Source organism: Halomonas sp. DN3 (assembly GCF_024137905.1).
GTDB classification, from domain to species: Bacteria; Pseudomonadota; Gammaproteobacteria; order Pseudomonadales; family Halomonadaceae; genus Halomonas; species Halomonas litopenaei.
The window spans coordinates 3,206,720-3,230,215 of record NZ_CP099965.1 but is presented as its reverse complement, the minus strand read 5'-3'; the positions used below and the strand labels follow the sequence as shown (position 1 = coordinate 3,230,215).

Sequence of the window (23,496 nt, the reverse complement as noted above, 5' to 3'; positions counted from 1 at the left end):
GGTGCCGGTGATCGCTATCGCCCGTACCGGCTGTTTATCGCGGCGCTCTGAAAAGGCCCTCGCCCGCTCGGGCGGGGGCTTTTTGCTTTGTACGTTTTTTGCGTGAAAGCGTCCGTCGGATTTCCGATAATGGGAGACGGAACGGAACCCTGCCGCGCCGCCGACGTCCAATGCTCGACGCGGGTGGGCGCAGGCACCCGATTGACAGTGTGAGGCCTATGTTCAACGCAAGAGAGGAGGATCCTGTCTGGATCCGCGCCCCCTTCGCCGGAATGACCCGTCCGCCCAGTGAGCCGGGCGAGCAGGATGACGGTGATCTGGCGACCCAGGAGGCTGACCCCGAGGTGGCCAGGCCACCCATGTATAAGGTTGTCTTGCATAACGACGACTTCACCCCCATGGAGTTTGTGGTGGAGGTGCTGCAGACCTTCTTCCATCTGGACAGCGAGACCGCCGTGCAGATCATGCTGACGGTCCACAGCCACGGAAAGGCAACCTGCGGTGTCTTTACCCATGACATCGCCGAGACCAAGAGCCATCAGGTCAACGAGTATGCGAGAGAGTGCCAGCATCCGCTGTTGAGCGATATCGAGGCAGCGGACTGAGACGGGTCGATATCGGATCGCCCTGACAGTGCTGCCGCTGGCGGCGACGAGTGGTCACAGATCCGCACAAGCCGGCCCCGCGTTAACGAGAGACGGCTGCTGCGTTGACGAAGAACTTGCAACGGCGCCATTTGTACCCGATGTTGATGGTGCCGGACCACAAAAGATCCGATGCAAGCCCTATGCGGCGAGAAGGGGACTGCCATGCTGAGCAAAGAACTTGAACTGACCCTGAACACGGCCTTCACCGTGGCGCGTTCCAAGCGCCATGAGTTCATGACCGTGGAGCACTTGTTGCTGGCGCTTCTGGATAATGCTTCAGCATCAGATGTGCTGCGTGCCTGTGGGGCCAATCTCGACAAGCTGCGGTCCGACCTGCAGGATTTCATCAATTCCACCACCCCGCTGATTCCGGAAGACCAGACCGAGCGCGAGACCCAGCCGACGCTGGGCTTCCAGCGAGTGCTTCAGCGGGCCGTGTTCCACGTGCAGTCTTCTGGCAAGAGCGAAGTGACCGGTGCCAACGTACTGGTTGCGATCTTCTCCGAGCAGGAGAGCCAGGCGGTCTACTTCCTCAAGCAGCAGAACGTGGCACGGGTCGATGCGGTCAACTACATCGCCCACGGTATCTCCAAGGTCACCGGCCACGGCCAGAGCCCGTCTTCGGCGGCTCCCGAGGCCGAGGACGCCGAGGAAGCCGGCAGCGAGGCCGGCGGCAATCCGTTGACCGGTTTTGCCACCAACCTCAACGAGCAGGCCCGCATGGGCAAGATCGACCCCCTGATCGGGCGTGATCATGAGCTCGAGCGGGTGGTGCAGATTCTGGCACGGCGGCGCAAGAACAACCCCTTGCTGGTCGGTGAGGCCGGCGTCGGCAAGACCGCCATCGCCGAGGGCCTGGCCAAGCGCATCGTCGAGGAAGACGTGCCCGATGTGATCGGTGACGCCGTGGTGTACTCGCTGGACATGGGCGCGCTGCTGGCGGGTACCAAGTATCGTGGTGACTTCGAGAAGCGCTTGAAGAGCCTGCTGGCGGAACTGCGCAAGCTGCCCAACGCCATCCTGTTCATCGATGAGATCCATACGGTGATCGGCGCCGGTGCGGCGTCCGGTGGAGTGATGGATGCATCGAACCTGCTCAAGCCGCTGCTGTCCTCCGGCGAGCTGCGCTGTATCGGCTCCACCACCTTCCAGGAATTCCGCGGCATCTTCGAGAAGGATCGTGCCCTGGCACGTCGTTTCCAGAAGGTCGATGTGATGGCCCCCTCGGTCGAGGACTCCATCAAGATCCTCAAGGGGCTGCGTTCACGCTTCGAGGAGCACCACCAGCTCAAGTACACCGACGCCGCGCTGGACAGCGCCGCGCGGCTGGCGGATCGCTACATCAACGACCGCTTCCTGCCGGACAAGGCCATCGATGTCATCGATGAGGCCGGTGCCCACCAGCGCCTGCTTCCGCCGGAAATGCGCGTGGACACCATCGACGTCGATCAGGTCGAGGCGGTGGTCGCTTCCATCGCGCGGATTCCGCCGAAGAGCGTGTCCAGCTCCGATCGCAAGCTGCTCGAGAACCTGGATCGCGATCTCAAGATGCTGGTGTTCGGTCAGGATGAGGCCATCGACAGCCTGGCGGCGGCGATCAAGCTGTCCCGCGCCGGGCTCAAGTCGCCGGACAAGCCGGTCGGCAGCTTCCTGTTCGCCGGCCCCACCGGCGTCGGCAAGACCGAGGTGGCGCGTCAGCTGGCCCATATCATGGGGGTCGAACTGCTGCGCTTCGACATGTCCGAGTACATGGAACGGCACACGGTATCGCGGCTGATCGGTGCACCTCCTGGCTATGTCGGCTATGACCAGGGTGGTCTGCTGACCGAGGCGGTCACCAAGCAGCCCCATTGTGTGCTGCTGCTCGACGAGATCGAGAAGGCGCACCCCGAGGTCTTCAACCTGCTGCTGCAGGTCATGGACCACGGTCGTCTGACCGACAACAACGGGCGCGAGGCGGATTTCCGTCACGTCATTCTGATCATGACCTCCAACGCCGGGGTCGAGATCGCGACGCGTCGCTCGATCGGTTTCCAGACCCAGGACCACTCCACCGATGCCATGGAGGCGATTCGCAAGACCTTCACGCCGGAATTCCGCAACCGTCTGGATGGCATCATCCAGTTCGCGTCGCTGGCCAAGCCTGTCGTACGCAATGTGGTCGACAAGTTCCTGGTGGAACTGCAGGCCCAGCTCGACGAGAAGCGGGTGCAGCTCGAGGTGGACGACGAGGCGCGCGATTGGCTGGCGACCATGGGTTACGACCCGGACATGGGCGCCCGCCCCATGGCGCGACTGATCCAGGAAAAGCTGAAGAAGCCCCTGGCCGAGATGATCCTGTTCGGCGATCTGGCCGAGCACGGTGGTCTGGTGCACGTCAGTCTGGAGGACGGAGAGCTTCACCTGTCCACCGACGTGGAGATGGCCGACGCGCCTTGAGTGTCGAGGTAGGCTACTGGGGTGTGGCCAAGCCCTTGAAGCCTGCTTGATGAGCCTGCCTGCTGAGACCATCAGCAAGTCGGTTGCTTCGACTGGTCAGGATGTGGAACTACGCGACGCCCCGTCAACGACGGGGCGTCGTCGTTTGTATCCAGCAGGGTCTGGACGGCAATAGCCGTGCGAGTCCCCGGCAGCGGGTCGTTGCCCGGCTTTTGGACGAGGCGGTGCCGCCCTGCTGCGTCAGGCAAAGCAGGGCTGGTGCTGCACCAGAGTCTTGCTGTCTTGCGAAAGGGGGCTGCGCTTGCCGGTGGGGTGGGGCGCGCCGCTAAGGCGCGTTACCGGCAAGTAGCGTCGGCGCTGAAGCGCTGACGCCGGCCGTTCTCAACGGGAACGGTAGACGATGCGACCCTTGGACAGGTCGTAGGGAGTCAGCTCGACCTTGACCTTGTCACCGGTCAGGATGCGGATGTAGTTCTTGCGCATCTTGCCCGAGATGTGGGCGGTCACCACGTGGCCGTTTTCCAGTTCGACCCGGAACATGGTGTTGGGAAGGGTGTCGACGACCACGCCTTCCATTTCGATATGGTCTTCGCGTGCCATATAGGCGAATCCTCGCTGGTGAAATCGAAAAGATGCCTGACCTTGAGGCGTCACTGCCGTTACTGTGGTCAGGATAGCGCGATATTCTGCCGGATGCAGAAGCAGATGGCAAAGGCAGATGGCAGGTTGGCTCTCAAGGATAAGCAAAGTGCGCGATATTCTGCCGCTTTCCAGTATCCCCGGAGCCAGATGGCAAAGGCAGATGGCCATTGATAGCAGGCTAGCCCCTCAAAAAGTGCGCGATATTCTGCCGCTTTCCAGTATCCCCGGAGTCAGATGGCAAAGGCAGATGGCCATTGATAGCAGGCTAGCCCCTCAAAGTGCGCGATATTCTGCCGCTTTCCAGTATCCCCGGAGCCAGATGGCAAAGGCAGATGGCTATCAGGCACGCTTGGAGCACCCGACTCTGGAGAAATGCGGCTGCTTTCTAGAGAGCAGAGAACGTGCGTGAGGCGTCAGGTTGGGCGGTCACTCGCTATCGGTCGGCACCAGTCGCCGCCAGAGCCGGCCATCCAGGCGCTCGAGGGGAGAGAAGCTGCTCTTGTAGCTCATCTTGCGGCACTCCTCGATCCAGTAGCCCAGGTAGACATGGGGAAGCCCCTTGAGGGAGGCCATCTGGATCAAAGCCAGCACCGCCTGGGTGCCAAGAGAACGGCGCTCGAGGCTGTGGTCCGGGTCGAAGAAGGTGTAGATGGCGGACAAGCCGTGGCGCAGCTCGTCGAAGGCCGATACCGCTACCAGCTTTCCGTCCAGGCGCATTTCCAGCAGTCTCGCGTAGGGCTGATCGAGGCTCAGGAAGGTACGGTACTGCTCGTGACTCGGTGGGAACATGTCGCCGTCATGGTGGCGCGTGCAGATATAGCGGGCGTAGAGGTCGTAGTGGCGGGAGTCGAACTGCGCCGGCACCACCTCGATGGTCAGGTCGGCATTGCGCCGCATCAGGCGTCGCTGGGTGCGATTGGGGCTAAAGTCCGCTACCGGGATTCGCACGGAGATGCAGGCGTGGCAGCCTTCACAGTGAGGGCGGTAAAGATGCAGACCGCTGCGACGGAAGCCAAGTAGCGTAAGCGCGTCATATACGCCCTGTCCCGGGGATTCCTTGGGATCCAGGAACAGGGTGGTCGCTTCCTTGCCCGGCAGATAGCTGCAGGCGTGCGGCACAGTAAGAAAGAACCGCAGGTCGCGTACGGGTTGACGCGGTGTATTGCTGCTCAAGGCTGCCGTCTCCCTGTCGGATGGCATCGAGTGATGGATCAGGCGTTGGTATGGGTCGTGTCAATGGTGGTCGTCATACATTGCCTACTGATACCACGTCATTCACCGATGCCGGTGAATGACCATGCCGGCGTCGTCAGGCTGTCTCTGTCCAGATCATCCAGCCACCTCTCAAGATAGCCGATGAAGGCTGATCGAGCGATACCTCGAGCGCCGAGGCTGGCCAGGTGGGGCGTGTGCATCTGGCAGTCGATCAGACGCCCGCCGCCGGCCGCCATGGCGCGGGCCAGATGCACCAGGGCGATCTTGGAGGCGTCGGCCTCGCGGCTGAACATCGATTCGCCGAAAAATACCGGTCCCAGGGCGACACCGTAGAGCCCGCCGACCAGCCGGTCGTCACGCCAGATTTCCACCGAGTGAGCGACCCCCTCCCGGTGCAGGTCGCAGTAGGCGTCACGCATTTCATCGGTGATCCAGGTGCCTGACGCATGACCATCGTTACGCGGTGCAGCACAGGCGTCGATGACGGCGTCGAACGCCTGGTCGGCGGTGGCGCGAAAGCCCCCGTTGCGCAGTCGTTTGGCGAGGCTTCGGCGCACGCGTAGCTCTTCGGGGTGCAACACCATGCGCGGATCGGGGCTCCACCAGAGAATCGGCTGGTCGTCGCTGTACCAGGGGAAGATTCCGCGGCGGTAGGCCTCTATCAGCCATTCGGGAGATAGCCCGCCGCCAGCGGCCAGCAGGCCGTCCGGGTCGTCGAGGGCAATATCGACCGAAGGAAAGGTCACAGGATGTTCGTTGAGCCAGGGCAGCATGGGGCTCCCTTTGCAATACCGGGTGGAAGATGGGGCAGTGTGCCCCCAGCCCGCGCTTCGCTCAAGGTATGCTGGGCCTATTCGCTCACCGGCTGGCTCGGTATCATGACCTCCAGTCAGAAGGATGGAAGACGCCGTTATGGCGCAAGGGGAAGGCCGTTTGAGTGCCAACAAGAAGTCCATGTCGTCGCGCGCGACGGCGGCAGCCGCCAAGGAGACCGCCCGCAAGGTCGGGTTGCGTCTGCATGGCTCTGCCAGGGAAGGTGTGATCATCGTACTGCTGGCTGCCTGCGTATTCCTGCTGCTGGCACTGTTCAGCTTCGAGCCGGCGGACCCCGGCTGGTCGAGCAGTGGCCCCGAGACCGCGGTGGCCAACTGGATGGGCCCCATCGGGGCCTGGCTCGCCGACGTGCTGTATTCGTTGTTTGGCATCAGCGCCCTGTGGTGGCCAGGCATGCTGGCGTTTGCCGCCTGGTATCTGATCCGTTCCCGGCGAGTGGAGTTCGAGTGGGATGCTACCGCCCTGGCCGTGCGCTGCGGTGGGCTGATTCTGCTGCTGCTGGGGTGCACCACCCTGGGGGCGCTCTACTTCCATCAGCCCGACAGCGTGTTGCCATACTCCACCGGTGGCATCCTCGGGGTCGGGCTGGTCGGCGCCCTGCGGCCACTGGTGGGCGTCGGCGGAACAGGTCTGCTCGCCGTGGTCGCTATCCTGGGTGGAATGCCGCTGTTTACCGGGTTGTCCTGGCTCAATGTCATGGACGAGGCAGGCCACCGTTGTCTGTTGCTGGGACGCTGGCTCAAGTCCCGCTTTGCGCCGTCCGAGGGCGCGGACGACGCAGGGCAGGGCGCCGACCAGCGCAGCGCACCGGAGGCCAGGACCAAGGCGTCATCGCCGATCGACAGCGAAGATGGCGAGGAAGATGGTGAGGAAAGCGACACCACGTCCCGGCCTTCCTGGTGGCAGCGCCTGCGCGGCAAGAGGGCGTCGACCGACCTGGATGAGGCCGCGGGGTCGTCCATGGGCGACGACGGCAACACCGATATTCCCTGGGACGTGGCGGAATCCACGCCGTCGGCCAAGCAGCCTGGCGCTGCCTATACCGAACGCTTTGCCGAGGCCGCGCCTCGCCGTCGCCATGAAGGTAGCGTTCAGGACGGCACCACAACGCCGCGGGACACCCGTCCCACCGAACCTGAGGGCGGGCGGCGAGAGCCGACCCTGGCCCCGGAGCCCACGGCTTCCAGAGAGCGGCGAGAGCCGACCCTGGGCGGCAGTTTTGCGGCAGAGGCACCTTTGGCGGCAAGGGCAGAAGAGCCGATGTCGCTGCGTGCCGAGAGGGATGCGCCGGTGCCTTCGCCTGAACGTGCAAGCGAGCCGAGCACTCGCTCTCCACGGGCGCCCGAGGCCGCGCCTAGCTCTCAACAGACGCCCGAAACCGCGCCCGCCGCGCCAGCCGATCCACAGGAGCGCTCTCCACAGGCGCCCGGGGCCGCGCCCGGCTCTCAACAGGCGCCCGGGGCCGCACCTGGCTCTTCTGAGGCGCGCTCTCCGCAGACGCCCGAAACCTCGCCCGCTGCGCCTTCTGCTCAGGCGCGCTCTTCACAGGGGCGCTCTTCTGAGGCGCGCTCTCCACAGGCGCCCGAAGCCGCGCCAGCCGCGCCTGGCTCTTCTCAGGAGTCCGAGGCTGCGCCTTCTGCTCAGGCGCCCGAGGCCGCGCCGTCTGCGCCGGCGACCGGCGGTCCACAGGAGCCGCGTCGGGAAGAGCCCGCTCGCGGGGAGGAGCCGTCGAGCCACCAGACGCAGCCTCGTCGAGAGGAGCGTCGTGCCGAGGAAATCCCCGAGCCGGTGCTGCCTGATGATGGTGGTGCCCTGGCTGGCGGCGCCATCGCTGCAGGGGCGGGTGCCGGTCTGTTGGCGGCCACCCATGAGGCGCCGCGTAGTGTCTCGAGTCAGGCCCCCAGTTCTTCTCCCCGTCCGTCTTCTGCTGAGGACGCTGGTCAGGATGCTGGTCAGCGCGTGCAGCAGGAAGCGGAGCGCAGCGACGCCGGCACGCCGGCCGAGCCTCCCCGCGCTGAGCCAGGTCACGACGCCGCGGGCGCGAATGTTGCCGGAGGCCACGACAGCGTGGGCGAAGGACGTGTGGCTACCGCCGAGCAAGCCCGTGAGGCCGCCGACAACGACGGCCCGACGCTGTGGACGGTAGAGCACCTGCAAAGCCAGCGTCCCGGTTTCGATGACCTGCCGGAACCCGACGGCGAGCTGCCAAGCCTCAGGCTATTGACCCCGCCGGAGCCGCATCAGCCCAACTACACCGAGCAGCAACTGGCCGACATGGCGGAGTTGCTCGAGATGCGCCTGCGCGAATACGGCGTCAAGGCCGAGGTCGTCGATACCTGGCCGGGCCCGGTCATCACCCGCTTCGAGATCAAGCCGGCAGCGGGGGTGAAGGTCTCCAAGATCAGCAACCTGGCCAAGGACCTGGCGCGTTCGCTGATGGTCAAGAGCGTACGCGTGGTGGAGGTGATACCCGGCCGTCCCACCGTGGGTATCGAGATCCCCAACCCCAATCGCGCGATGATCCGCCTGCGTGAGGTGATCGACTCGGACCGTTACCAGCACGAGGCCTCCGGTCTCACCATGGCGCTGGGTCAGGACATCGGCGGCGCCGCGGTGGTGGCCAACCTGGGCAAGATGCCCCACGTGCTGGTCGCCGGTACCACCGGCTCGGGCAAGTCGGTCGGGGTCAACGCCATGCTGATCTCGATGCTGCTCAAGGCGACCCCCGACGAGCTTCGGCTGATCATGGTCGATCCCAAGATGCTGGAGCTGTCGGTCTATGACGGTATCCCGCACCTGCTGGCGCCGGTGGTTACCGACATGAAGGAGGCCGCCAACGCCCTGCGCTGGTGCGTGGCCGAAATGGAGCGTCGCTACAAGCTGATGGCCGCCATGGGAGTGCGCAACATCGCCGGCTTCAACAGCAAGCTCGATGAGGCCGAGCGGGCCGGTGCCCAGGTTGCCGATCCATTGTGGGAGCCCCAGCCCTGGGAGATGCACCAGACCCCGCCGGTGCTGGAAAAGCTGCCCTACATCGTGGTGGTGATCGACGAATTTGCCGACATGTTCATGATCGTCGGCAAGAAGGTCGAGGAGCTGATCGCCCGACTGGCGCAGAAGGCCCGCGCCGCCGGTATCCATCTGGTGCTGGCGACCCAGCGTCCCTCGGTGGACGTGGTCACCGGCCTGATCAAGGCCAACATCCCCACCCGCATGGCCTTCCAGGTGTCGTCGCGGGTCGACTCCCGCACCATCCTCGATCAGGGCGGCGCCGAGAACCTGCTGGGCCATGGTGACATGCTCTACCTGCCGGCGGGCTCCGGTCAGCCGACCCGTGTGCACGGCGCCTTCGTCGATGACGATGAAGTGCACCGGGTGGTGGAAGACTGGAAGCGGCGCGGCGAGCCCGAGTACATCGACGAGATCCTCTCCGGTGGTGTCTCCGCCGATGCCCTGACCGGGCTCGAGGCCGAAGGCTCCGGCGACGACAGCGACGCCGAGCAGGACGCCCTCTATGACGAGGCCGTGGCCTTTGTCACCGAGACGCGCCGGGCCTCGATCTCGGCGGTCCAGCGGCGCTTCAAGATCGGCTACAACCGCGCCGCACGCCTGGTCGAGGCCATGGAGATGGCCGGGGTGGTATCGTCCATGGGCAGCAACGGCGGGCGAGAGGTGCTGGCACCGCCGCCCACCGCAGGCTAACCCGATCGGCGCGACACTGTCTCCATTTGGGGACAGTGTCGCGTCAGGATGTAATCACCATGCAAGAGGGTGTCACGACCGGGTTCAGCGGCAACTTGCCAGGCATACTGGACTCAAACGGACATCCTCCCGGCGCCGGAGCCGCTCCGGCGCGACAAGGATTTCGACGATTTCGACGGAGAGACGCTATGCCCGCACGCCTTACCTTGAGTTCCGGTCTTGCCACGCTGGCCCTGGCGCTGGCGATTCCCGCCACCGCGCTGGCCGACGGCGCTGAGCGCCTGACCCGCATGCTGGAGCCGTTGAACACCTATTCCGCCGACTTCGAGCAGCAGATCCTCGACGGCAGTGGCCAGCGCCTGCAGCAGACCGAAGGGCACATGTGGCTGTCGCGCCCCGGCAAGTTCCGCTGGGAGGTCAAGGCACCTTACGAGCAGATCGTGGTGTCGGACGGCGATGAGGTCACCCTCTATGACCCCGATCTCGAGCAGGCCACCATTCAGCCGCTGGATGAGCGCATCACCCACACCCCGGCTCTGCTGCTGTCCGGCAGCGCCAACGAGCTCACCGACAGCTACGAGGTCAAGAGCTCTCAGCAAGGCACCGCCGAGACCTTCACCCTGGAGCCCAAGGCCTCGGACACCCTGTTCGAAAGCCTGCGCCTGACTTTCTACAGCGAGCAGCTGGCGGCGCTGGAGATGACCGACAGCACCGGTCAGCGTACCGCCATCGCCTTCGATAACGCCGAGCAGAACGGCAACATCGATGACCAGCGCTACCGCTTCGAGGTGCCTGAGGGTACCGACGTGATTCGCCAGACCCGCTGATCACACCTGCCGCCGCCGATCACGCTCGGCGGCGGCCTCCCTTCCGCACCTTTTCCACGGCCTCCCATTTTCTGTCCGTTCCCTCCTTACCGTGCGCTATCGAGCACGCCGCTTGTCCCCGATCAACCCTGAAGTCTACTGCGACCTTGGCCCAATAGTGTGAGCCGACTAGGGAAACTACTATCTCGGGTATCGTTTTCACGAGGTGCCCCATGTATCCCTACGCCGCTCCCCTGCGAGACCTGTCCTTCGTGCTGTCGGAAATGCTCGAGCACGAGTCCTTGAACCTGGCCCCCTTTGCCGAGGTTGGCCCCGAGCTGGTCGACGCTGTGCTCGAGGAGGCCGCCAAGCTCGCCTCTGATGTCTGGGCGCCGCTCAATGCCAGCGGTGATCGCCAGGGCTGCAGCCGGCTGGAAGACGGCAGCGTGACATTGCCCGACGGCTTCGCCGAGGCCTACCAGGCCTACGCCGAGGGCGGCTGGAACGGGATCGGTGTGTCCGAGGAGCGTGGCGGCCAGGGGCTGCCCGAGGTGGTGGCCAGCAGCGTGCAGGAGATGCTGCATGGCGCCAACATGGCGCTGGGCCTGTGTCCGATGCTGACCGCGGGTGCCATCGAGGCGCTGGCTCACCATGGCAGCGACGAACTCCAGCAGCGTTACCTGGCGCGTCTGGTAGAAGGCAGCTGGACCGGCACCATGAACCTGACCGAGCCTCAGGCCGGCTCGGACCTGTCTCGGGTGCGCACCCGCGCGGTGCCGGAAGGCGATCACTACCGGCTGTTCGGCCAGAAGATCTTCATCACCTGGGGCGAACACGAGGCCGCCGAGAACATCATCCACCTGGTGCTGGCGCGCACCCCCGACGCCCCCGAGGGCAACAAGGGCATCTCGCTGTTTCTGGTGCCCAAGTTCCTGGTCAATGAGGACGGCTCGCCGGGCGAGCGCAACGACGTGGTATGTGCCTCCATCGAACACAAGATGGGCATCCATGGCAGTCCCACCTGCACCCTCAGCTTCGGCGAGAAGGACGGCGCCGTCGGCTATCTGGTGGGGGAGGCCGGGCGCGGCCTCAACCACATGTTCACGATGATGAACGAGGCTCGCCACAAGGTCGGTATCCAGGGTATCGGTGTCGCCGAGCGTGCCTGCCAGCACGCCCTGGCCTACGCCAACGATCGCTCCCAGGGACGCACACCTGCGTCCCGCGGAGGCGAGCCCTGCACCATCGGCGAGCACCTGGACGTGCGCCGCATGCTGCTGTCGATGCGGGCGCGCACCGACGCCCTGAGGGCGCTGGCGTTGCTGTGCGCTCAGCAACTCGACGTGGCTCGTCACCATGAGGACGAACCGCGCCGTCGCGAGGCCCAGGCGCGGGCCGAGGTGCTGATCCCGGTGGTCAAGGGCTTCTCCACCGACCAGGCGGTGGACATCGCCTCGTTGGGTGTTCAGGTCCACGGCGGCATGGGCTTCATCGAGGAGACCGGCGCCGCGCAACTGTTGCGGGACGTGCGTATCGCACCGATCTACGAGGGCACCAACGGCATCCAGGCGCTCGATCTGGCGGGGCGCAAGCTCCAGCGCGATGGCGGCGCGGCCTTGTCACTGCTGATCGACGAAGTGCAGGCCACCGCCGAAGCGCTGTCAGCCCATTCTTCTCTTGCTCCGCTGGGGGCAGAGCTTGCCGCCGGTGCCGAGGATCTGCGTGCCTGTGCGGCCCTGGTGCTGGAGGCGGGGGCAGACGCCGAACGCGGCGCCGACGCCATCCAGGCCTACGCCACACCGCTTCTGTCGCTGACCGGCCACGTACTGTGCGCCTGGCAGATGGGTCGCGCGGCGATCATCGCCCGGGCCGCGCTGGACGCCGGCAGCGACGACGACTTCTACCGGCGCAAGCTGGCCTGTGCCGACTTCGCCGTGCGCCAGTGGCTCCCCGAGGGGCGCGCCCAGCGTCGCGTCATCGAGGCTGGCTTCGACGAACTGCTTGGCGTATCGCTTGGCTGAACCGATTGGCCGTCGGTGTCCACCGGCGGCTATCTTCTGTTCAGGATCGGCCATCGTCATTTCCCTCGTAGCGAGGCGCAGGCCGCCAGTGGCTACGCATGCGACCTTCAATCAGGAGTGTCTAATGAGCAACATCTACGACCAGGGCATGCCGCGCAACGCGGCCAACCACGTGGCGATCTCGCCGTTGACCTTCATCGAACGCGCGGCCAGCGTCTATCCGGACCTGCCGGCGGTTGTCCACGGCCAGACGCGCCGCGACTGGGCCACCACCTGGCAGCGCTGCCGGCGACTGGCCTCGGCGCTGGAGCGTCGTGGGCTCGGCAAGGGGGATACGGTGTCGGTGATGCTGCCCAATGTGCCGGCGATGTTCGAGGCTCACTTTGGCGTGCCCCTGGCCGGTTGCGTACTCAACACCCTGAATATCCGTCTCGATGCCTCGGCGATTGCCTACATGCTGGAACACGCCGAGACCCGGGCGATCCTGGTGGACCCGGAGTTTGTCGAGGTGGTACGTGAGGCGATCAAGGGCCTCGATAAACCGCCTCTGATCATCGACGTGCTGGATCCCGAGTTCGAGGGCCAGGCCGAGCGCCTGGGCGAGATCGAGTACGAGGACCTGCTGGCCGAAGGTGACGCCGACTACCCCTATCGCCTGCCCGAAGACGAGTGGGACGCCATCTCGCTGAATTACACCTCCGGGACCACCGGCAAGCCCAAGGGCGTGGTCTATCACCATCGCGGCGCCTACCTCAACGCCGTCAGCAACATCCTCGAGTGGGCGATGCCGCATCACCCGGTGTACCTGTGGACGCTGCCGATGTTCCACTGCAACGGCTGGTGTTTCCCCTGGACTATCGCCGCCAACGCCGGGGTCAACGTCTGCCTGCGCAAGGTCGACCCGAAGAAGATCATGGAACTGATCGCCGACGAGAAGGTGACCCACTTCAGCGGCGCGCCGATCGTGCTCAACGGACTGGTCAATCTGGACGAGTCCCAGCGTCGTGCCATCGACCACCCGGTCAAGGCCACCACCGCCGGGGCGGCTCCGCCTGCTGCGGTGATCGCCGGGGTGGAGTCACTCGGCATCGATGTGACCCACGTCTATGGTCTGACCGAGGTCTATGGTCCGGTGACGGTGTGCGCCTGGCGCGAGGCCTGGGACGAGCTGCCGCTGGAGGAGCGTGCCCGCATCAAGGCCCGCCAGGGCGTGCGTGGGCACATGCTGGAGGCGCTTTGCGTGGCCGACCCGGTGACCCTGGAGCCATTGCCCAAGGACGGCGAGAGCATCGGCGAGATCATGATGCGTGGCAACAACGTGATGAAGGGCTACCTGAAGAACGAGGCCGCCACCCGGGAAGCGCTGGATGGTGGCTGGTACCACACCGGCGACCTGGCAGTGTGGCACGCCGATGGCTACATCGAGATCAAGGATCGTTCCAAGGACATCATCATCTCCGGCGGCGAGAACATCTCCACCATCGAACTCGAGGATGCGCTCTACGCCCACCCGGCGGTGGAAGAGGCCGCGGTGGTGGCGCAGCCTGACGAGAAGTGGGGCGAAAGCCCCTGCGCCTTCGTCAAGCTCAAGGCCACCAGCGGTGAGGTGACCGAAGAGGACATCATCGAGCACTGTCGGGGCAAGCTTGCGCGCTTCAAGGTGCCCAAGCGCGTCGTCTTCACCGAACTGCCGAAGACCTCGACCGGCAAGATCCAGAAGTTCGTGCTGCGTCAGCAGGCCAAGGAGAGCTGATCGCCGCCTGCCATCCGCTGATGGCAGGGTAAGCCCGCCCGAGACAGAGCGGGGAGCAGATCATCAGACGCCGCCTTCGGGGTGACCGGGGGCGGCGTGGTTGTGTCATGATCGAGGGAAATATCCATCAAGGGAGAAAGCAAGTGAGCGACACGCGGATCGGTGTGGTCGGTGGTGGAACCATGGGGCAGGGCATCGCCCAGGTGCTGGTGCAAAGCGGCTTCGAGGTGAGCCTCTATGATGTTGCCGAGGCCGCCCTGGAGCGGGCCAGCGCGGCGATCGACAAGGGCCTTGCCAGGCTGGTGGAAAAGCAGCGGCTGAGTGCCGAACAGCGGGACGAGGCCCGCGCGCGCCTGACCACGGTCAACTCGCTTCAGGCCCTGGCCGACTGCGGGGTGATCATCGAGGCGGCGCCGGAAGCGCCGGAGCTCAAGGAACGCCTGTTCCGGGAGCTCGATGAGATCAACCCCGAGGCGGTGCTGGCCTCCAACACCTCCTCACTGTCGCTGACCCGTCTGGCGGCAGTGTGCCAGCGGCCAGAGCGAGTCGTCGGCATGCACTTCTTCAACCCGGTGCCGGTGCTCAAGCTGGTCGAGGTCATCCGCGCCGAGCAGACCAGCGACGCGACCGTGGCCCGTGTCGAAGCCCTGGCCGAGTCCATGGGCAAGACCGCTGTGGCGATCGGCGACGCCCCAGGCTTCGCGGTCAACCGCCTGCTGGTGCCGATGATCAACGAGGCCGCCTTCCTGGTGCAGGAAGGGGTGGCCAGCGCCGAAGACATCGACACCGCCATGAAGCTTGGCGCCGCCCACCCGATGGGCCCGCTGGCGCTGGCCGACCTGATCGGCCTGGACGTCTGCCTGGCGATCATGAATGTGCTGGCCGATGGCTTCGGCGATCCCAAGTATCGTCCCTGCCCGCTGCTCAAGCGGATGGTCGACGCCGGCTATCTGGGACGCAAGAGCGGCCGCGGCTTTCACGACTACAGCGGTTGAGGCGGTGGCATGCGCCAAAAGGATGGCTTGTGAGCCTACCAAGCGTTCGCTAGGGTTGGGCCAAAGGTGGCGAACGCGCCAGGCTCCGCCGACGCCAGGCGGGCCTCGCCGACAACTGACAACTCTGACAAGGAGCATTTCGTGAGCGAACAACTGGTCGAGATGGTCGACAACGATGGCGTGGTACGCCTCACCATCAACCGTCCCAAGGCGTTGAACGCCCTGAATCGCGAGGTCATCGAGGCGCTGGCCGAGATCCTCGATCGGCTCGAAGGTCGCGAGGGCCTGCGCGCGGTGCTGATCACCGGCGCCGGCGAGAAGTCCTTCGTGGCCGGTGCCGACATCACCGCGATGCGCGAGATGAACCCGCTCGAGGCGCGCGACTTCGCCGGTCAGGCGCTGAAGACCATCAAGCGCCTCGAGACGCTGCCGGTGCCGGTGGTGGCGCTGGTCAACGGCTTCTGCCTTGGCGGCGGCTGCGAGCTGGCGCTGGCCTGTGACTGGGCGGTGGCCAGCGACAACGCGGTGTTTGGCCAGCCCGAGGTACTGCTTGGGGTCATTCCCGGCTTCGGTGGCTCCCAGCGTCTCCCGCGTCGGGTCGGCCCGGCCATGGCGCTTGACCTTTGCACCACCGGTCGCAAGATCGATGCCCAGGAGGCCCTGCGCATCGGATTGGTCAATCAGGTGATGTCCCAGGCCGAGCTCGAGGACTACGCCGCCACCCTGACCAAGCAGTTGTCCGGCAATGGCCCCGGCGCGGTGCGCAGTGCCAAGCAGGTGATCCACGACGGCATGGACCAGGATCTGAACAGCGCCCTGGCGCTGGAGACCAGCCTGTTTGCCCTGTGCTTCGCCTCCGACGAGCAGCGCGAAGGCATGAGCGCCTTCGTCGAGAAGCGCAAGCCCAACTTCTGAGCCTCGCTCGTAAGCCTTCAGCGAGCACTGAAGCGGCCATGGCGAATGCCATGGCCGCTTCGTCGTTCAGGCGCGAGGAGTCAGGGGGTGGCGCCTAGCGGGGCAATGGTCGCGTGGCCTTGTCCCGGCCCGGCGACAGCATGCCGGTGGCCACAGCGGTGCCTGCCAGGGTGATGGCCATGCCCACCAGGGTGCGCAGTCCCAGGGTCTCGTCGAGCAGCAGATAGCCCCACAGCAGGGCGCTGACCGGTACCAGAAAGGTCACGGTGGAGGCGGCGGTAGCCCCGGCGCTGGCCAGCAGGCTGAAGAACAGCAGAAAGGCGACAGTGGTGGACAGCACCGCCATGGCCAGGGCGCTGCCCCAGGCCTCGATGCTGACGGCTTGCTGCGGCCACATCAGGAGCCCAGGTACCAGCAGCATCAGCCCGGACATCGAGCAGCTGCCTGCGGCCAGCACGCGTACCGGCAGATGGCCGAGGTGGGTCTTTGAGTAGTTGCCGGCGATGCCATAGCAGAAGGTGGCCCCGAGAATCGCCAGGATGTACCAGCCATCGCCGCCCAGCTGGAAGTCCAGCCGATCGGCGGACAACACGTAGACACCGACGAAGGCCAGCGCCAGACCCAGGTACTGACGTCGGCGAATCGGCGTGGCGAACCAGGCGGCGCCGATAAGCGCGGTGAAGATCGGAGTGGTGGCGTTGATCAGCGAGGTGAAGCCTGCCTCGAGCTGGGTGGTCGCCAGGGCCAGCAGCGAAAACGGCACCACGTGGTTGATGAAGCCGAGCAGCGCCAGGCGCCCGATATTGTCGCGCACCTGGCGCAGGTAGTGCAGTGATGCCAGCAGGGGCAGCAGCAGCAGGGCGCCGACCCCCATGCGGATCATCACCACCGGGACGGCGCCGAACTCCGGCGAGGCCACCCGCATGAAGATGAAGGACAGTCCCCACAGGCTCGACAGCAGGACCAGCTTGAGGGTGTCTGAGGCCGTCATCGAGATTCCTTGTCGTGGGACGGTGGAGGTAGTGGTAGCACTTTTGCTAGCTCGCCAAGAGTATGCGAGATGCGCGAAACAGGAAAGCCGTTGAGGGTGAGGGTGCTGTGAGCCACCGATGACTCTTGTATGCTGAAGTAGACGGTACCGCAACACTGACTGGGCCAGGGAAGTCCTCGGGAGGGCGCTATGAAGACCATCGGGCTGTTGGGCGGCATGAGTTGGGAGTCCACGGTGAGCTACTACCAGGTCATCAATCGGGATGTGAACCGCGCACTTGGTGGACATCATTCGGCCAGGATTGCCTTGATCAGTCTGGACTTCGCCGAGGTCGAGGCCTTTCAGCATCAGGGCCGCTGGGAGGATGCCGCCGGGCTGCTCGCCGACGCCGCCTGGCGCGTTCAGGAGGCGGGCGCGGACCTTATCGTGCTGTGTACCAATACCATGCACAAGGTGGCCCGAGACATCGAAAAGGCGGTGGATATCCCTCTGTTGCACATTGCCGACGCCACCGCCGATGCCCTGATCGCCGACGGGGTCAAGCGGGTGGGGCTGCTCGGCACCTGTTTTACCATGGAGCAGGGCTTCTACAAGGACCGGCTCGAGGCCTACGGTATCGAGGTACAGGTACCCGAGAAGGCCCAGCGCGATCAGGTTCACCGGATCATCTACGATGAACTTTGCCATGGTGAAATCGAGCAGGCGTCACGCCAGGTGATGCTGTCGATCATGGAGGAGCTCAAGGCCGGTGGTGCGGAAGCGGTGATACTGGGCTGCACCGAGATCGCCTTGCTGGTCGCTCAGGCCGACACCGAGATTCCGCTGTATGATACGACGGCCATTCACGCCCGCAGGGCCGTCGAACTGGCGCTAGGCTGATACTGATACTGGTACTGGTTATTAGCACTGGTACTGGCTCCGTGCAGTGCCCGTGCCACCAACTTGAGACGATGGCCCCTGGCAAGGATGCCCATGAAGCTTTCCACTCTCGCCTGTTACCCCGTCAAGTCGCTGCGCGGCATCGCGCTGTCCAGGGCTGAACTCACCGAGCGCGGGCTCGCCTTCGATCGGCGCTGGATGCTGGTCGACGACGACGGGCGTTTCGTCACCCAGCGTGAGATCCCCGCCCTGGCGACCATCGGTGTCGAACTGTCGTCCGACAAGCTGCGCCTGGTCCACGAGAGGATGGCGCCGCTCGTGCTGTCACTGGACGAGCCGAAGGCGGCGGTGCGCCGGGTGCGGGTCTGGCAGAGCGAATGCCAGGCGTTGGACGAAGGCGACGGTGCGGCGAATTGGCTGGCAGAAGCGCTGGCAAAGTCCTTGCCAGAGTCCTTGCCAAAGTCCTTGCCAGAACCCCAGGGCGAAGCGGGGCGTTTCCGGCGGTTGCGGCTGGTGCGCCTGCCCCACGAGCAGCGCCGTTGGGTAGAGACCGAGTTTCTGCCGCCGGCGGAGCGCGGTGTGGTGCATACCGCCTTTGCCGATGGCTACCCCCTGCTGATCGCCTCCGAGGCCTCGCTGGCAGCGCTCAACCAGCGGCTGGAAGCCAAGGGGGAGGCGCCGGTGCCGATGGAGCGCTTCCGCCCCAACCTGGTGGTGTCGGGCGGTGATCCCTTCGCCGAACGGGATTGGGCCTCGTTGGCCGGGCCCGGCTATCGCCTCGGCCTGCGCAAGCCATGCAAGCGCTGCAAGATCATCACCCTGGATCAGCGCAGCGGTGAGGCGCCCTCGGCCAAGGAGCCGTTGAAGACCCTGGTGGAAATGGATACCCAGCCCGGTTGGAAGGGCGCCTTCTTTGGCCAGAATGCCGTCGTCGAGCAGGGCGTGGGGGCCATCCTGCGTGTGGGTGACGTGCTCGATAGCCTGAGCTGACGGTTGATCACCGGCTTTGCCGGCCAACGACTCGACGCCGCTGTCCGACTTCTCGATGCTCTCACGTTCTTCCCGTCCTTCCCGTCCTCCATCACGACGTCACTTCCGGTAGAGCCGCCGGTGCAGCTCGCGAATCTCGTCGGCAAACTCCTCAACCGGCCCCTCCACCTCGGCACTCGGCACGATGGTCTGAATCGGCAGCGGGGCGATCGGGGCAGGTGCCACCTGCCACTCGCCGAGCCAGCGGCCGAGCTGTTCTGAGGAGCTGGCGTAGACGATGCGTCCGAGTCCGACCCAGCCATGCGCCGCAGCGCACATGGGGCAGTGTTCGCCGGAGGTATAGACGGTCGAGTGCGCGCGCTCTTCGACGTTGAGGTGCTCGGCCGCCCAGCGGGCGATGGCGAATTCGGGGTGGCGGGTCGCGTCACCGCCGGCGACGCGGTTGCGATCCTCGAAGCGAACCTGCCCTTGCGGGTCCACCAGCAGCGAGCCGAACGGCTCGTCACCAGCCTCGAGGGCCTCCCTGGCCAGGTCAACGCAGCGGCGCAGGTGCTGACGATCGGTCGAATTCATTCAGTATTCCTCATAAAGATGATTCGCGGGCGGCCTCCTGCCTGGGGAAGGATGCCTCCGGGGAGGGATATCTGTGGCCCTGGCTTGACTCTAGCATGGACCAAAGTTGTCAGATGACGGACAGCCAGATACGTGATTCTTCACTGAAATATGCTTCTGGCGTCGGCATTTTCCTACGCAGCGCCCGGCGGATCGACTATTGATGCCGAAGGGTAACCCTAGGACGCTGTAGGTTGTCGGCAAGCTGGCCTGCAAATGAGGTGCGTTGCATGAACACGAGGAATACCATGTTGGCCCAGCAGATGGTGGCGCTGGCCGAGCAGGATAGAGCGTTGCTGGATGAACTCGCGGCCTCGGGGGAGATCCCCTCCGCCGACTATCATCCGCGAGTGCGTGCGCTGCGTCAGGCCAACGCCGAGCGCCTGTCTGCGGTCATCGATCGTCACGGCTGGCCGGGCAAGGACACCGTCGGGGAAGACGGCAGCGAAGCAGCCTGGTACATCGCGATGCACGCGGTTTTCGACGTGGATTTCATGCAGCGCTGCTGTTCTGCACTGATTCAGGCGGTTGCCGCCGGACAGGCGCCCGGGTGGCAGCTGGCCTTTCTCGAGGATCGCATAAGGGTCCTGACCGGTCGGCCCCAGCGCTATGGCACCCAATTCGAGATCGGCGACGACGGCTGGCCCGTGCCCAGCGTCATCGAACGGCCGGATGACGTCGATCGGCGTCGTCAGGCGCTCGGGCTGGAGCCGCTGTCCAGTCGTCTGGCACGGCTGAGGGGACCGGGGTTAGCGGGTCCGGATGACTGGCTACGGCGTTCGGCCTGAACCGCTTTGCTTCACTTCCTGCTGCATGTCGAACTGAGCCGGCCGCCATTTGGTGGCCTCTCAATCTGCCCTTGTCACCAGACTCATGACGGCGCGCCGGCATCTCGGTCGACGTCACTATCCTGCCCGGGCAGTGCTGCCACCAATCCCAGCGCCACGGCCAGCCTGACCAGATGCGCCAGGCTATCGGCGCCGAGTGTCTTCATGATGCGCTGACGGTAGACCTCCACGGTCTTGGCGCTCAGCGTCAACTTCTCGGCGATCTCGCGACTGGTAAGCCCGCGGGCCACCTCGACCAGAATGGCCTGTTCGTTGGCCCTCAGCCCTTCATATTGCTGCCGCAGCTCTTCGAGATCGGCCTGGGCCCGCTGCCGGTGCTGGTGGTGGGCCAGCGCCTGCTGGATGACATCGATCAATTGCTGTTGATTGAAGGGCTTTTCGATGAAGTCGAAGGCTCCCGCCTTCAACGCGGCGACTGCCATGGGCACGTCACCGTGACCGGTCATCATGATCAGGGGCGGACAACGGTCTCGCTCGGCCAGCCGCTGCTGGACCTGCAGACCGCTGAGGCCGGGCATGCGCACGTCCAGCAGCAGCACCTCATGGTGCCGCGACGAGGCGAGAAAGGCGTCGCCGCTGGCGTAGCCCTGACTGCCAAGTCCCACCGACTGCAATAACCAGGCGAGCGACTCGCGCAGGTCATCGTCGTCGTCGATGATGGCGATGGTTGGCTGGTCAGCAGTGTCGACAGGCATGATGGTCACTTCGCTGGTTGGGCGAGTCTCGCGGGCAGGCCCCTATGCTAGCCGATCCCCCGGCCAAAGGGGACCGTGCCAGGCGATGCCTGGTCGCCGGGTTTTTGTACAAAGCCTGGTGCCTGATCTCCGCCTGGCTGGCGCTTGGCGCCTCAAGTCAGGGGACGCGCCGAGGTATCAGCTGTTCAAGCCCTCAGGCGGAGGGCAGGGTAATGCGAAAGCGCGCACCCTGTGGCGCGTCAGGATCTTCTGGCCGCCTCGCACCGGGACCGGGGGGAAGAGCGTCTGCGCTCGGTGGGTCGCCGTCATCGATCAGCACCAGGTTGCCGCCCATGGCCTCGATCAACGACAGGCTGATCGATAGCCCCATGCCGAGACCGTCCTTGCGGCCGCTGACGAAGGGCGTAAACAGGCCCTGGCGTTGCTCTGGTGCCACGCCGGGGCCGTCGTCGACGATGTCCACGCAGCATTCACGGGAGCCAAGAGGGTAGGCTTCCAGGCGAATGCACGGAGGCCTGGGCGGAGTGGCGATGTCGCGACAGGCGTCGAGAGCGTTGCGGATCAGGTTGACCAGTACCTGTTCCAGGCCGATGGCGTCGGCCATGACGAGGTCGAGGCCAGGGGCCAGGCGTGACGCCAGATGCACGCCTTCGTGCCGACACTGGGGCTCGCACAGGTCGCAGGCCTGGCCAATGATCTCGGCGAGATTCTGGGGCGCGAGGTGAAGACTGCCGCGGCGAACGAAGCGACGGATATGCTTGAAGCGTTCGGATAGGCGCTGAATCTGATCGTTGATGCGGTTGAGGGGCAGCGCCAGTTGGTGGGCGGGTTGGTCGGGGTCGCGCTCGAGCTGCATCAACGCGCCGCTGGCGTAGTTGCCCATGGCCGCCAGCGGCTGATTGCATTCGTGGGCGATATTGGTGGCCAGTTCACCCAGGCTCGCCAGGCGATTGGCGTGGGTGATCTGCTCCTGATGGCGGCGTGCCTGGGCCTCAGCCTCCAGGCGCAGACTGAGATCTCGATTGAGGATCGACAGTCGCGTCTGCCCTCCCTGTTCACGGTGCAGCTGGACCACGCTGAGTACCGGGATCTCGCCTGAGGGTGACGCCAGGGCCAGCTCGCCACTCCAGCGCCCCTCCAGGGTGACGGCAGGCAGCACCTGTTCACGCCATCTTTGTGCCGACGTTGGCACCAAGAGTTCGGCAATGGTCGTGCTTGCGCCTTCTTCGTCGAGCCTGAACAGGCTACGTGCGGCCTGATTGCAGTAGACCACGTGTTCGTCCTGGTCGCAGAACAGCACAAAATCAGTGGTCGATTCCACCACCCTTGCCAGGCGCTCGCGGCGTGCCTCGGACTCGACCCGCCGACTGACGTCGCGGGAGACGCACAGCACGTCGGTGAGTTCGCCGGTAGCGGGGTCGCGACGGGTACGGCTGGTGGTCTCGAACCAGATGTAGTGGCCGCTGCGGGTGCGAAAACGGTAGGTCTGCTCGTAGAAGCCCTCGTGGTAGTAGATACGAGGGGACTTGGACAGCAGCGCCGCCAGATCGTCCGGGTGGAAGAGGTCGTAGGCCGATACACCGATCAAGTCGTCAGGATCATAGCCCAGCAGGGTCCTGGCGGCCTGAGAGGCGTAGAGGAAGACGCCGTTGTGGTCGTGGCGCGAGATCAGATCCGTGGTGCTCTCGGCCAGCCACTGATAGTGGCGCTTCTCCTGTTCGAGCTGCTGTACCCGTTCGCTCAGCGCCTCTACCTGCTGGCGCAAGCGTTCCTCTTCGGTTCGCGGTTCGGCGCTGGAGGCTTTAGCGTCGTTGCTGTCGTGGCGCATGGTCATCAGGCCCTAGCGAGCCGGGTCTACCACGCCACCCAGCGAGGCATTGCGTCTGAACCAGCCGGCGATGCTGGCGCGGGGCTGGCGGGTCGGCAGTACTTCATGCGGCACCTGCTCGGACAGGAAGCACACCAGGGTGCCGGCCCTGGGGGCGACCCTGGTGAGCTCCCTCTGCGGGTCCTGTTCAGCGTAGATGACCATCTCGCCACCGCCATCTTCCGGCCAGTCGGGATTGAGATAGCCTACCGTGGAGACCACGCGGTTGGCGCGGCCTCGGAAACTGTCGATATGTCGACGGTAGAAGGCTCCGGCAGGATAGCGGGCCAGATGCGCCTCGTACTCGAACAGGCCGAGAAACAGGCTCTCGTTGAGTCTTTGCCGGAGTTCGCCCATGGCGTCGAGATAGCGGCGCTGGGCCAGGGTTTCCCGATCGAGCCAGTGGATGGCGTCGCCACGAATGTCTTCGCGGGTATCGAAGTCGGATCCGCGGCCGATGCCGGCCCGGGCCAGGGCCTGCTGGTGCGCTCGGCCCTCGACCTCGGCGTGCAACGCCTGGCACAGCTCGGCGTCGATCATCGCTTCACCGACATAGAAGCCGCGTTCCACCAGGGCGTCCACCAGCTCCTCCATCCGTTGCGGCGGCAGGGGGCAGGGATCGGGGTAGCTCATGAAATCGGTGCT

At 65.1% G+C, this 23,496-nt stretch carries 19 protein-coding genes; 11 read left to right on the top strand and 8 right to left on the bottom strand.

Translation table 11 applies throughout. The features are described from left to right. Window positions 1-272 precede the first annotated feature (272 nt). Complete coding sequence (gene clpS / locus NKF27_RS14040) at window positions 273-605, top strand: ATP-dependent Clp protease adapter ClpS (RefSeq protein WP_045992910.1); 333 nt, start codon at window positions 273-275, stop codon at window positions 603-605. Window positions 606-809: 204 nt separating this feature from the next. After that, window positions 810-3,086: an ATP-dependent Clp protease ATP-binding subunit ClpA gene (gene clpA / locus NKF27_RS14035; protein ID WP_045992909.1), complete on the top strand. Its 2,277-nt coding sequence runs from the start codon at window positions 810-812 to the stop codon at window positions 3,084-3,086. Window positions 3,087-3,467: 381 nt separating this feature from the next. Here clpA and infA read toward each other — a convergent pair whose 3' ends face one another. From infA to aat, 3 genes are all read right to left on the bottom strand, one after another. Then, window positions 3,468-3,686, bottom strand: coding sequence for a translation initiation factor IF-1 (gene infA, locus NKF27_RS14030; RefSeq protein ID WP_013332816.1), 219 nt, complete (start codon window positions 3,684-3,686; stop codon window positions 3,468-3,470). A 468-nt stretch (window positions 3,687-4,154) separates the two neighbouring features. Next, entirely contained in the window at window positions 4,155-4,901 is a 747-nt protein-coding gene (locus NKF27_RS14025; protein WP_253552493.1) for an arginyltransferase, read from the bottom strand. Window positions 4,902-4,999: 98 nt separating this feature from the next. Further along, the gene (gene aat, locus NKF27_RS14020; protein WP_045992907.1) at window positions 5,000-5,716 is read right to left on the bottom strand and encodes a leucyl/phenylalanyl-tRNA--protein transferase; all 717 of its coding nucleotides are present in this window, start codon (window positions 5,714-5,716) and stop codon (window positions 5,000-5,002) included. A gap of 181 nt (window positions 5,717-5,897) precedes the next feature. Here aat and NKF27_RS14015 point away from each other — a divergent pair, with 181 nt between their 5' ends. From NKF27_RS14015 to NKF27_RS13990, 6 genes are all read left to right on the top strand, one after another. Then, window positions 5,898-9,479, top strand: coding sequence for a DNA translocase FtsK (locus NKF27_RS14015; RefSeq protein WP_253556483.1), 3,582 nt, complete (start codon window positions 5,898-5,900; stop codon window positions 9,477-9,479). A 188-nt stretch (window positions 9,480-9,667) separates the two neighbouring features. Continuing rightward, complete coding sequence (gene lolA / locus NKF27_RS14010; RefSeq protein WP_045992906.1) at window positions 9,668-10,306, top strand: outer membrane lipoprotein chaperone LolA; 639 nt, start codon at window positions 9,668-9,670, stop codon at window positions 10,304-10,306. Between the two features lie 212 nt (window positions 10,307-10,518). Next, window positions 10,519-12,306 carry an acyl-CoA dehydrogenase gene (locus NKF27_RS14005; protein WP_253552491.1) on the top strand — a complete coding sequence of 596 codons (1,788 nt, stop codon included), beginning with the start codon at window positions 10,519-10,521 and terminating at the stop codon, window positions 12,304-12,306. A 124-nt stretch (window positions 12,307-12,430) separates the two neighbouring features. Beyond that, window positions 12,431-14,059 carry an acyl-CoA synthetase gene (locus tag NKF27_RS14000; protein ID WP_045992904.1) on the top strand — a complete coding sequence of 543 codons (1,629 nt, stop codon included), beginning with the start codon at window positions 12,431-12,433 and terminating at the stop codon, window positions 14,057-14,059. Between the two features lie 143 nt (window positions 14,060-14,202). Then, entirely contained in the window at window positions 14,203-15,054 is an 852-nt protein-coding gene (locus tag NKF27_RS13995) for a 3-hydroxybutyryl-CoA dehydrogenase (protein ID WP_253552489.1), read from the top strand. Between the two features lie 141 nt (window positions 15,055-15,195). After that, complete coding sequence (locus NKF27_RS13990) at window positions 15,196-15,969, top strand: enoyl-CoA hydratase-related protein (RefSeq protein ID WP_253552487.1); 774 nt, start codon at window positions 15,196-15,198, stop codon at window positions 15,967-15,969. A 94-nt stretch (window positions 15,970-16,063) separates the two neighbouring features. Here the strand turns inward: NKF27_RS13990 and NKF27_RS13985 are convergent, their stop codons facing one another. Continuing rightward, a complete protein-coding gene (locus tag NKF27_RS13985; protein ID WP_108133266.1) occupies window positions 16,064-16,960 on the bottom strand; it encodes a DMT family transporter in 897 nt (298 codons plus the stop codon). A gap of 189 nt (window positions 16,961-17,149) precedes the next feature. Between NKF27_RS13985 and NKF27_RS13980 the strand changes: the two genes are divergently transcribed. After that, window positions 17,150-17,839 carry an aspartate/glutamate racemase family protein gene (locus tag NKF27_RS13980; protein WP_045992900.1) on the top strand — a complete coding sequence of 230 codons (690 nt, stop codon included), beginning with the start codon at window positions 17,150-17,152 and terminating at the stop codon, window positions 17,837-17,839. A gap of 93 nt (window positions 17,840-17,932) precedes the next feature. Next, on the top strand, window positions 17,933-18,829 hold the full coding sequence (locus NKF27_RS13975; protein WP_253552485.1) for an MOSC domain-containing protein: 897 nt from the start codon (window positions 17,933-17,935) through the stop codon (window positions 18,827-18,829). Window positions 18,830-18,928: 99 nt separating this feature from the next. On the opposite strand, the gene NKF27_RS13970 is transcribed toward NKF27_RS13975, so the two are convergent. Then, on the bottom strand, window positions 18,929-19,402 hold the full coding sequence (locus tag NKF27_RS13970; protein WP_253552483.1) for a nucleoside deaminase: 474 nt from the start codon (window positions 19,400-19,402) through the stop codon (window positions 18,929-18,931). Between the two features lie 269 nt (window positions 19,403-19,671). Here NKF27_RS13970 and NKF27_RS13965 point away from each other — a divergent pair, with 269 nt between their 5' ends. After that, window positions 19,672-20,229, top strand: a complete 558-nt coding sequence (locus NKF27_RS13965; RefSeq protein ID WP_253552481.1) for a DUF6624 domain-containing protein — start codon at window positions 19,672-19,674, stop codon at window positions 20,227-20,229. A gap of 83 nt (window positions 20,230-20,312) precedes the next feature. On the opposite strand, the gene NKF27_RS13960 is transcribed toward NKF27_RS13965, so the two are convergent. From NKF27_RS13960 to NKF27_RS13950, 3 genes are all read right to left on the bottom strand, one after another. Continuing rightward, window positions 20,313-20,984 carry a response regulator transcription factor gene (locus NKF27_RS13960; RefSeq protein ID WP_253552479.1) on the bottom strand — a complete coding sequence of 224 codons (672 nt, stop codon included), beginning with the start codon at window positions 20,982-20,984 and terminating at the stop codon, window positions 20,313-20,315. A gap of 193 nt (window positions 20,985-21,177) precedes the next feature. Next, window positions 21,178-22,749 (bottom strand): PAS domain S-box protein, encoded by a 1,572-nt coding sequence (locus tag NKF27_RS13955; RefSeq protein WP_253552477.1) that lies wholly within the window; start codon window positions 22,747-22,749, stop codon window positions 21,178-21,180. 75 nt (window positions 22,750-22,824) lie between these two features. Beyond that, complete coding sequence (locus tag NKF27_RS13950; RefSeq protein WP_253552476.1) at window positions 22,825-23,484, bottom strand: 2OG-Fe(II) oxygenase; 660 nt, start codon at window positions 23,482-23,484, stop codon at window positions 22,825-22,827. Window positions 23,485-23,496: the final 12 nt, after the last annotated feature.

Bases quoted from the DNA above. Each gene is read 5' to 3' on its own strand.
- clpS (WP_045992910.1), top strand. From the start codon at position 273: ATGACCCGTCCGCCCAGTGAGCCGGGCGAGCAGGATGACGGTGATCTG.
- clpA (WP_045992909.1), top strand. From the start codon at position 810: ATGCTGAGCAAAGAACTTGAACTGACCCTGAACACGGCCTTCACCGTG.
- infA (WP_013332816.1), bottom strand. From the start codon at position 3,686: ATGGCACGCGAAGACCATATCGAAATGGAAGGCGTGGTCGTCGACACC.
- aat (WP_045992907.1), bottom strand. From the start codon at position 5,716: ATGCTGCCCTGGCTCAACGAACATCCTGTGACCTTTCCTTCGGTCGAT.
- NKF27_RS14015 (WP_253556483.1), top strand. From the start codon at position 5,898: ATGTCGTCGCGCGCGACGGCGGCAGCCGCCAAGGAGACCGCCCGCAAG.
- lolA (WP_045992906.1), top strand. From the start codon at position 9,668: ATGCCCGCACGCCTTACCTTGAGTTCCGGTCTTGCCACGCTGGCCCTG.
- NKF27_RS14005 (WP_253552491.1), top strand. From the start codon at position 10,519: ATGTATCCCTACGCCGCTCCCCTGCGAGACCTGTCCTTCGTGCTGTCG.
- NKF27_RS14000 (WP_045992904.1), top strand. From the start codon at position 12,431: ATGAGCAACATCTACGACCAGGGCATGCCGCGCAACGCGGCCAACCAC.
- NKF27_RS13985 (WP_108133266.1), bottom strand. From the start codon at position 16,960: ATGACGGCCTCAGACACCCTCAAGCTGGTCCTGCTGTCGAGCCTGTGG.
- NKF27_RS13980 (WP_045992900.1), top strand. From the start codon at position 17,150: ATGAAGACCATCGGGCTGTTGGGCGGCATGAGTTGGGAGTCCACGGTG.
- NKF27_RS13975 (WP_253552485.1), top strand. From the start codon at position 17,933: ATGAAGCTTTCCACTCTCGCCTGTTACCCCGTCAAGTCGCTGCGCGGC.
- NKF27_RS13970 (WP_253552483.1), bottom strand. From the start codon at position 19,402: ATGAATTCGACCGATCGTCAGCACCTGCGCCGCTGCGTTGACCTGGCC.
- NKF27_RS13965 (WP_253552481.1), top strand. From the start codon at position 19,672: ATGAACACGAGGAATACCATGTTGGCCCAGCAGATGGTGGCGCTGGCC.
- NKF27_RS13960 (WP_253552479.1), bottom strand. From the start codon at position 20,984: ATGCCTGTCGACACTGCTGACCAGCCAACCATCGCCATCATCGACGAC.
- NKF27_RS13950 (WP_253552476.1), bottom strand. From the start codon at position 23,484: ATGAGCTACCCCGATCCCTGCCCCCTGCCGCCGCAACGGATGGAGGAG.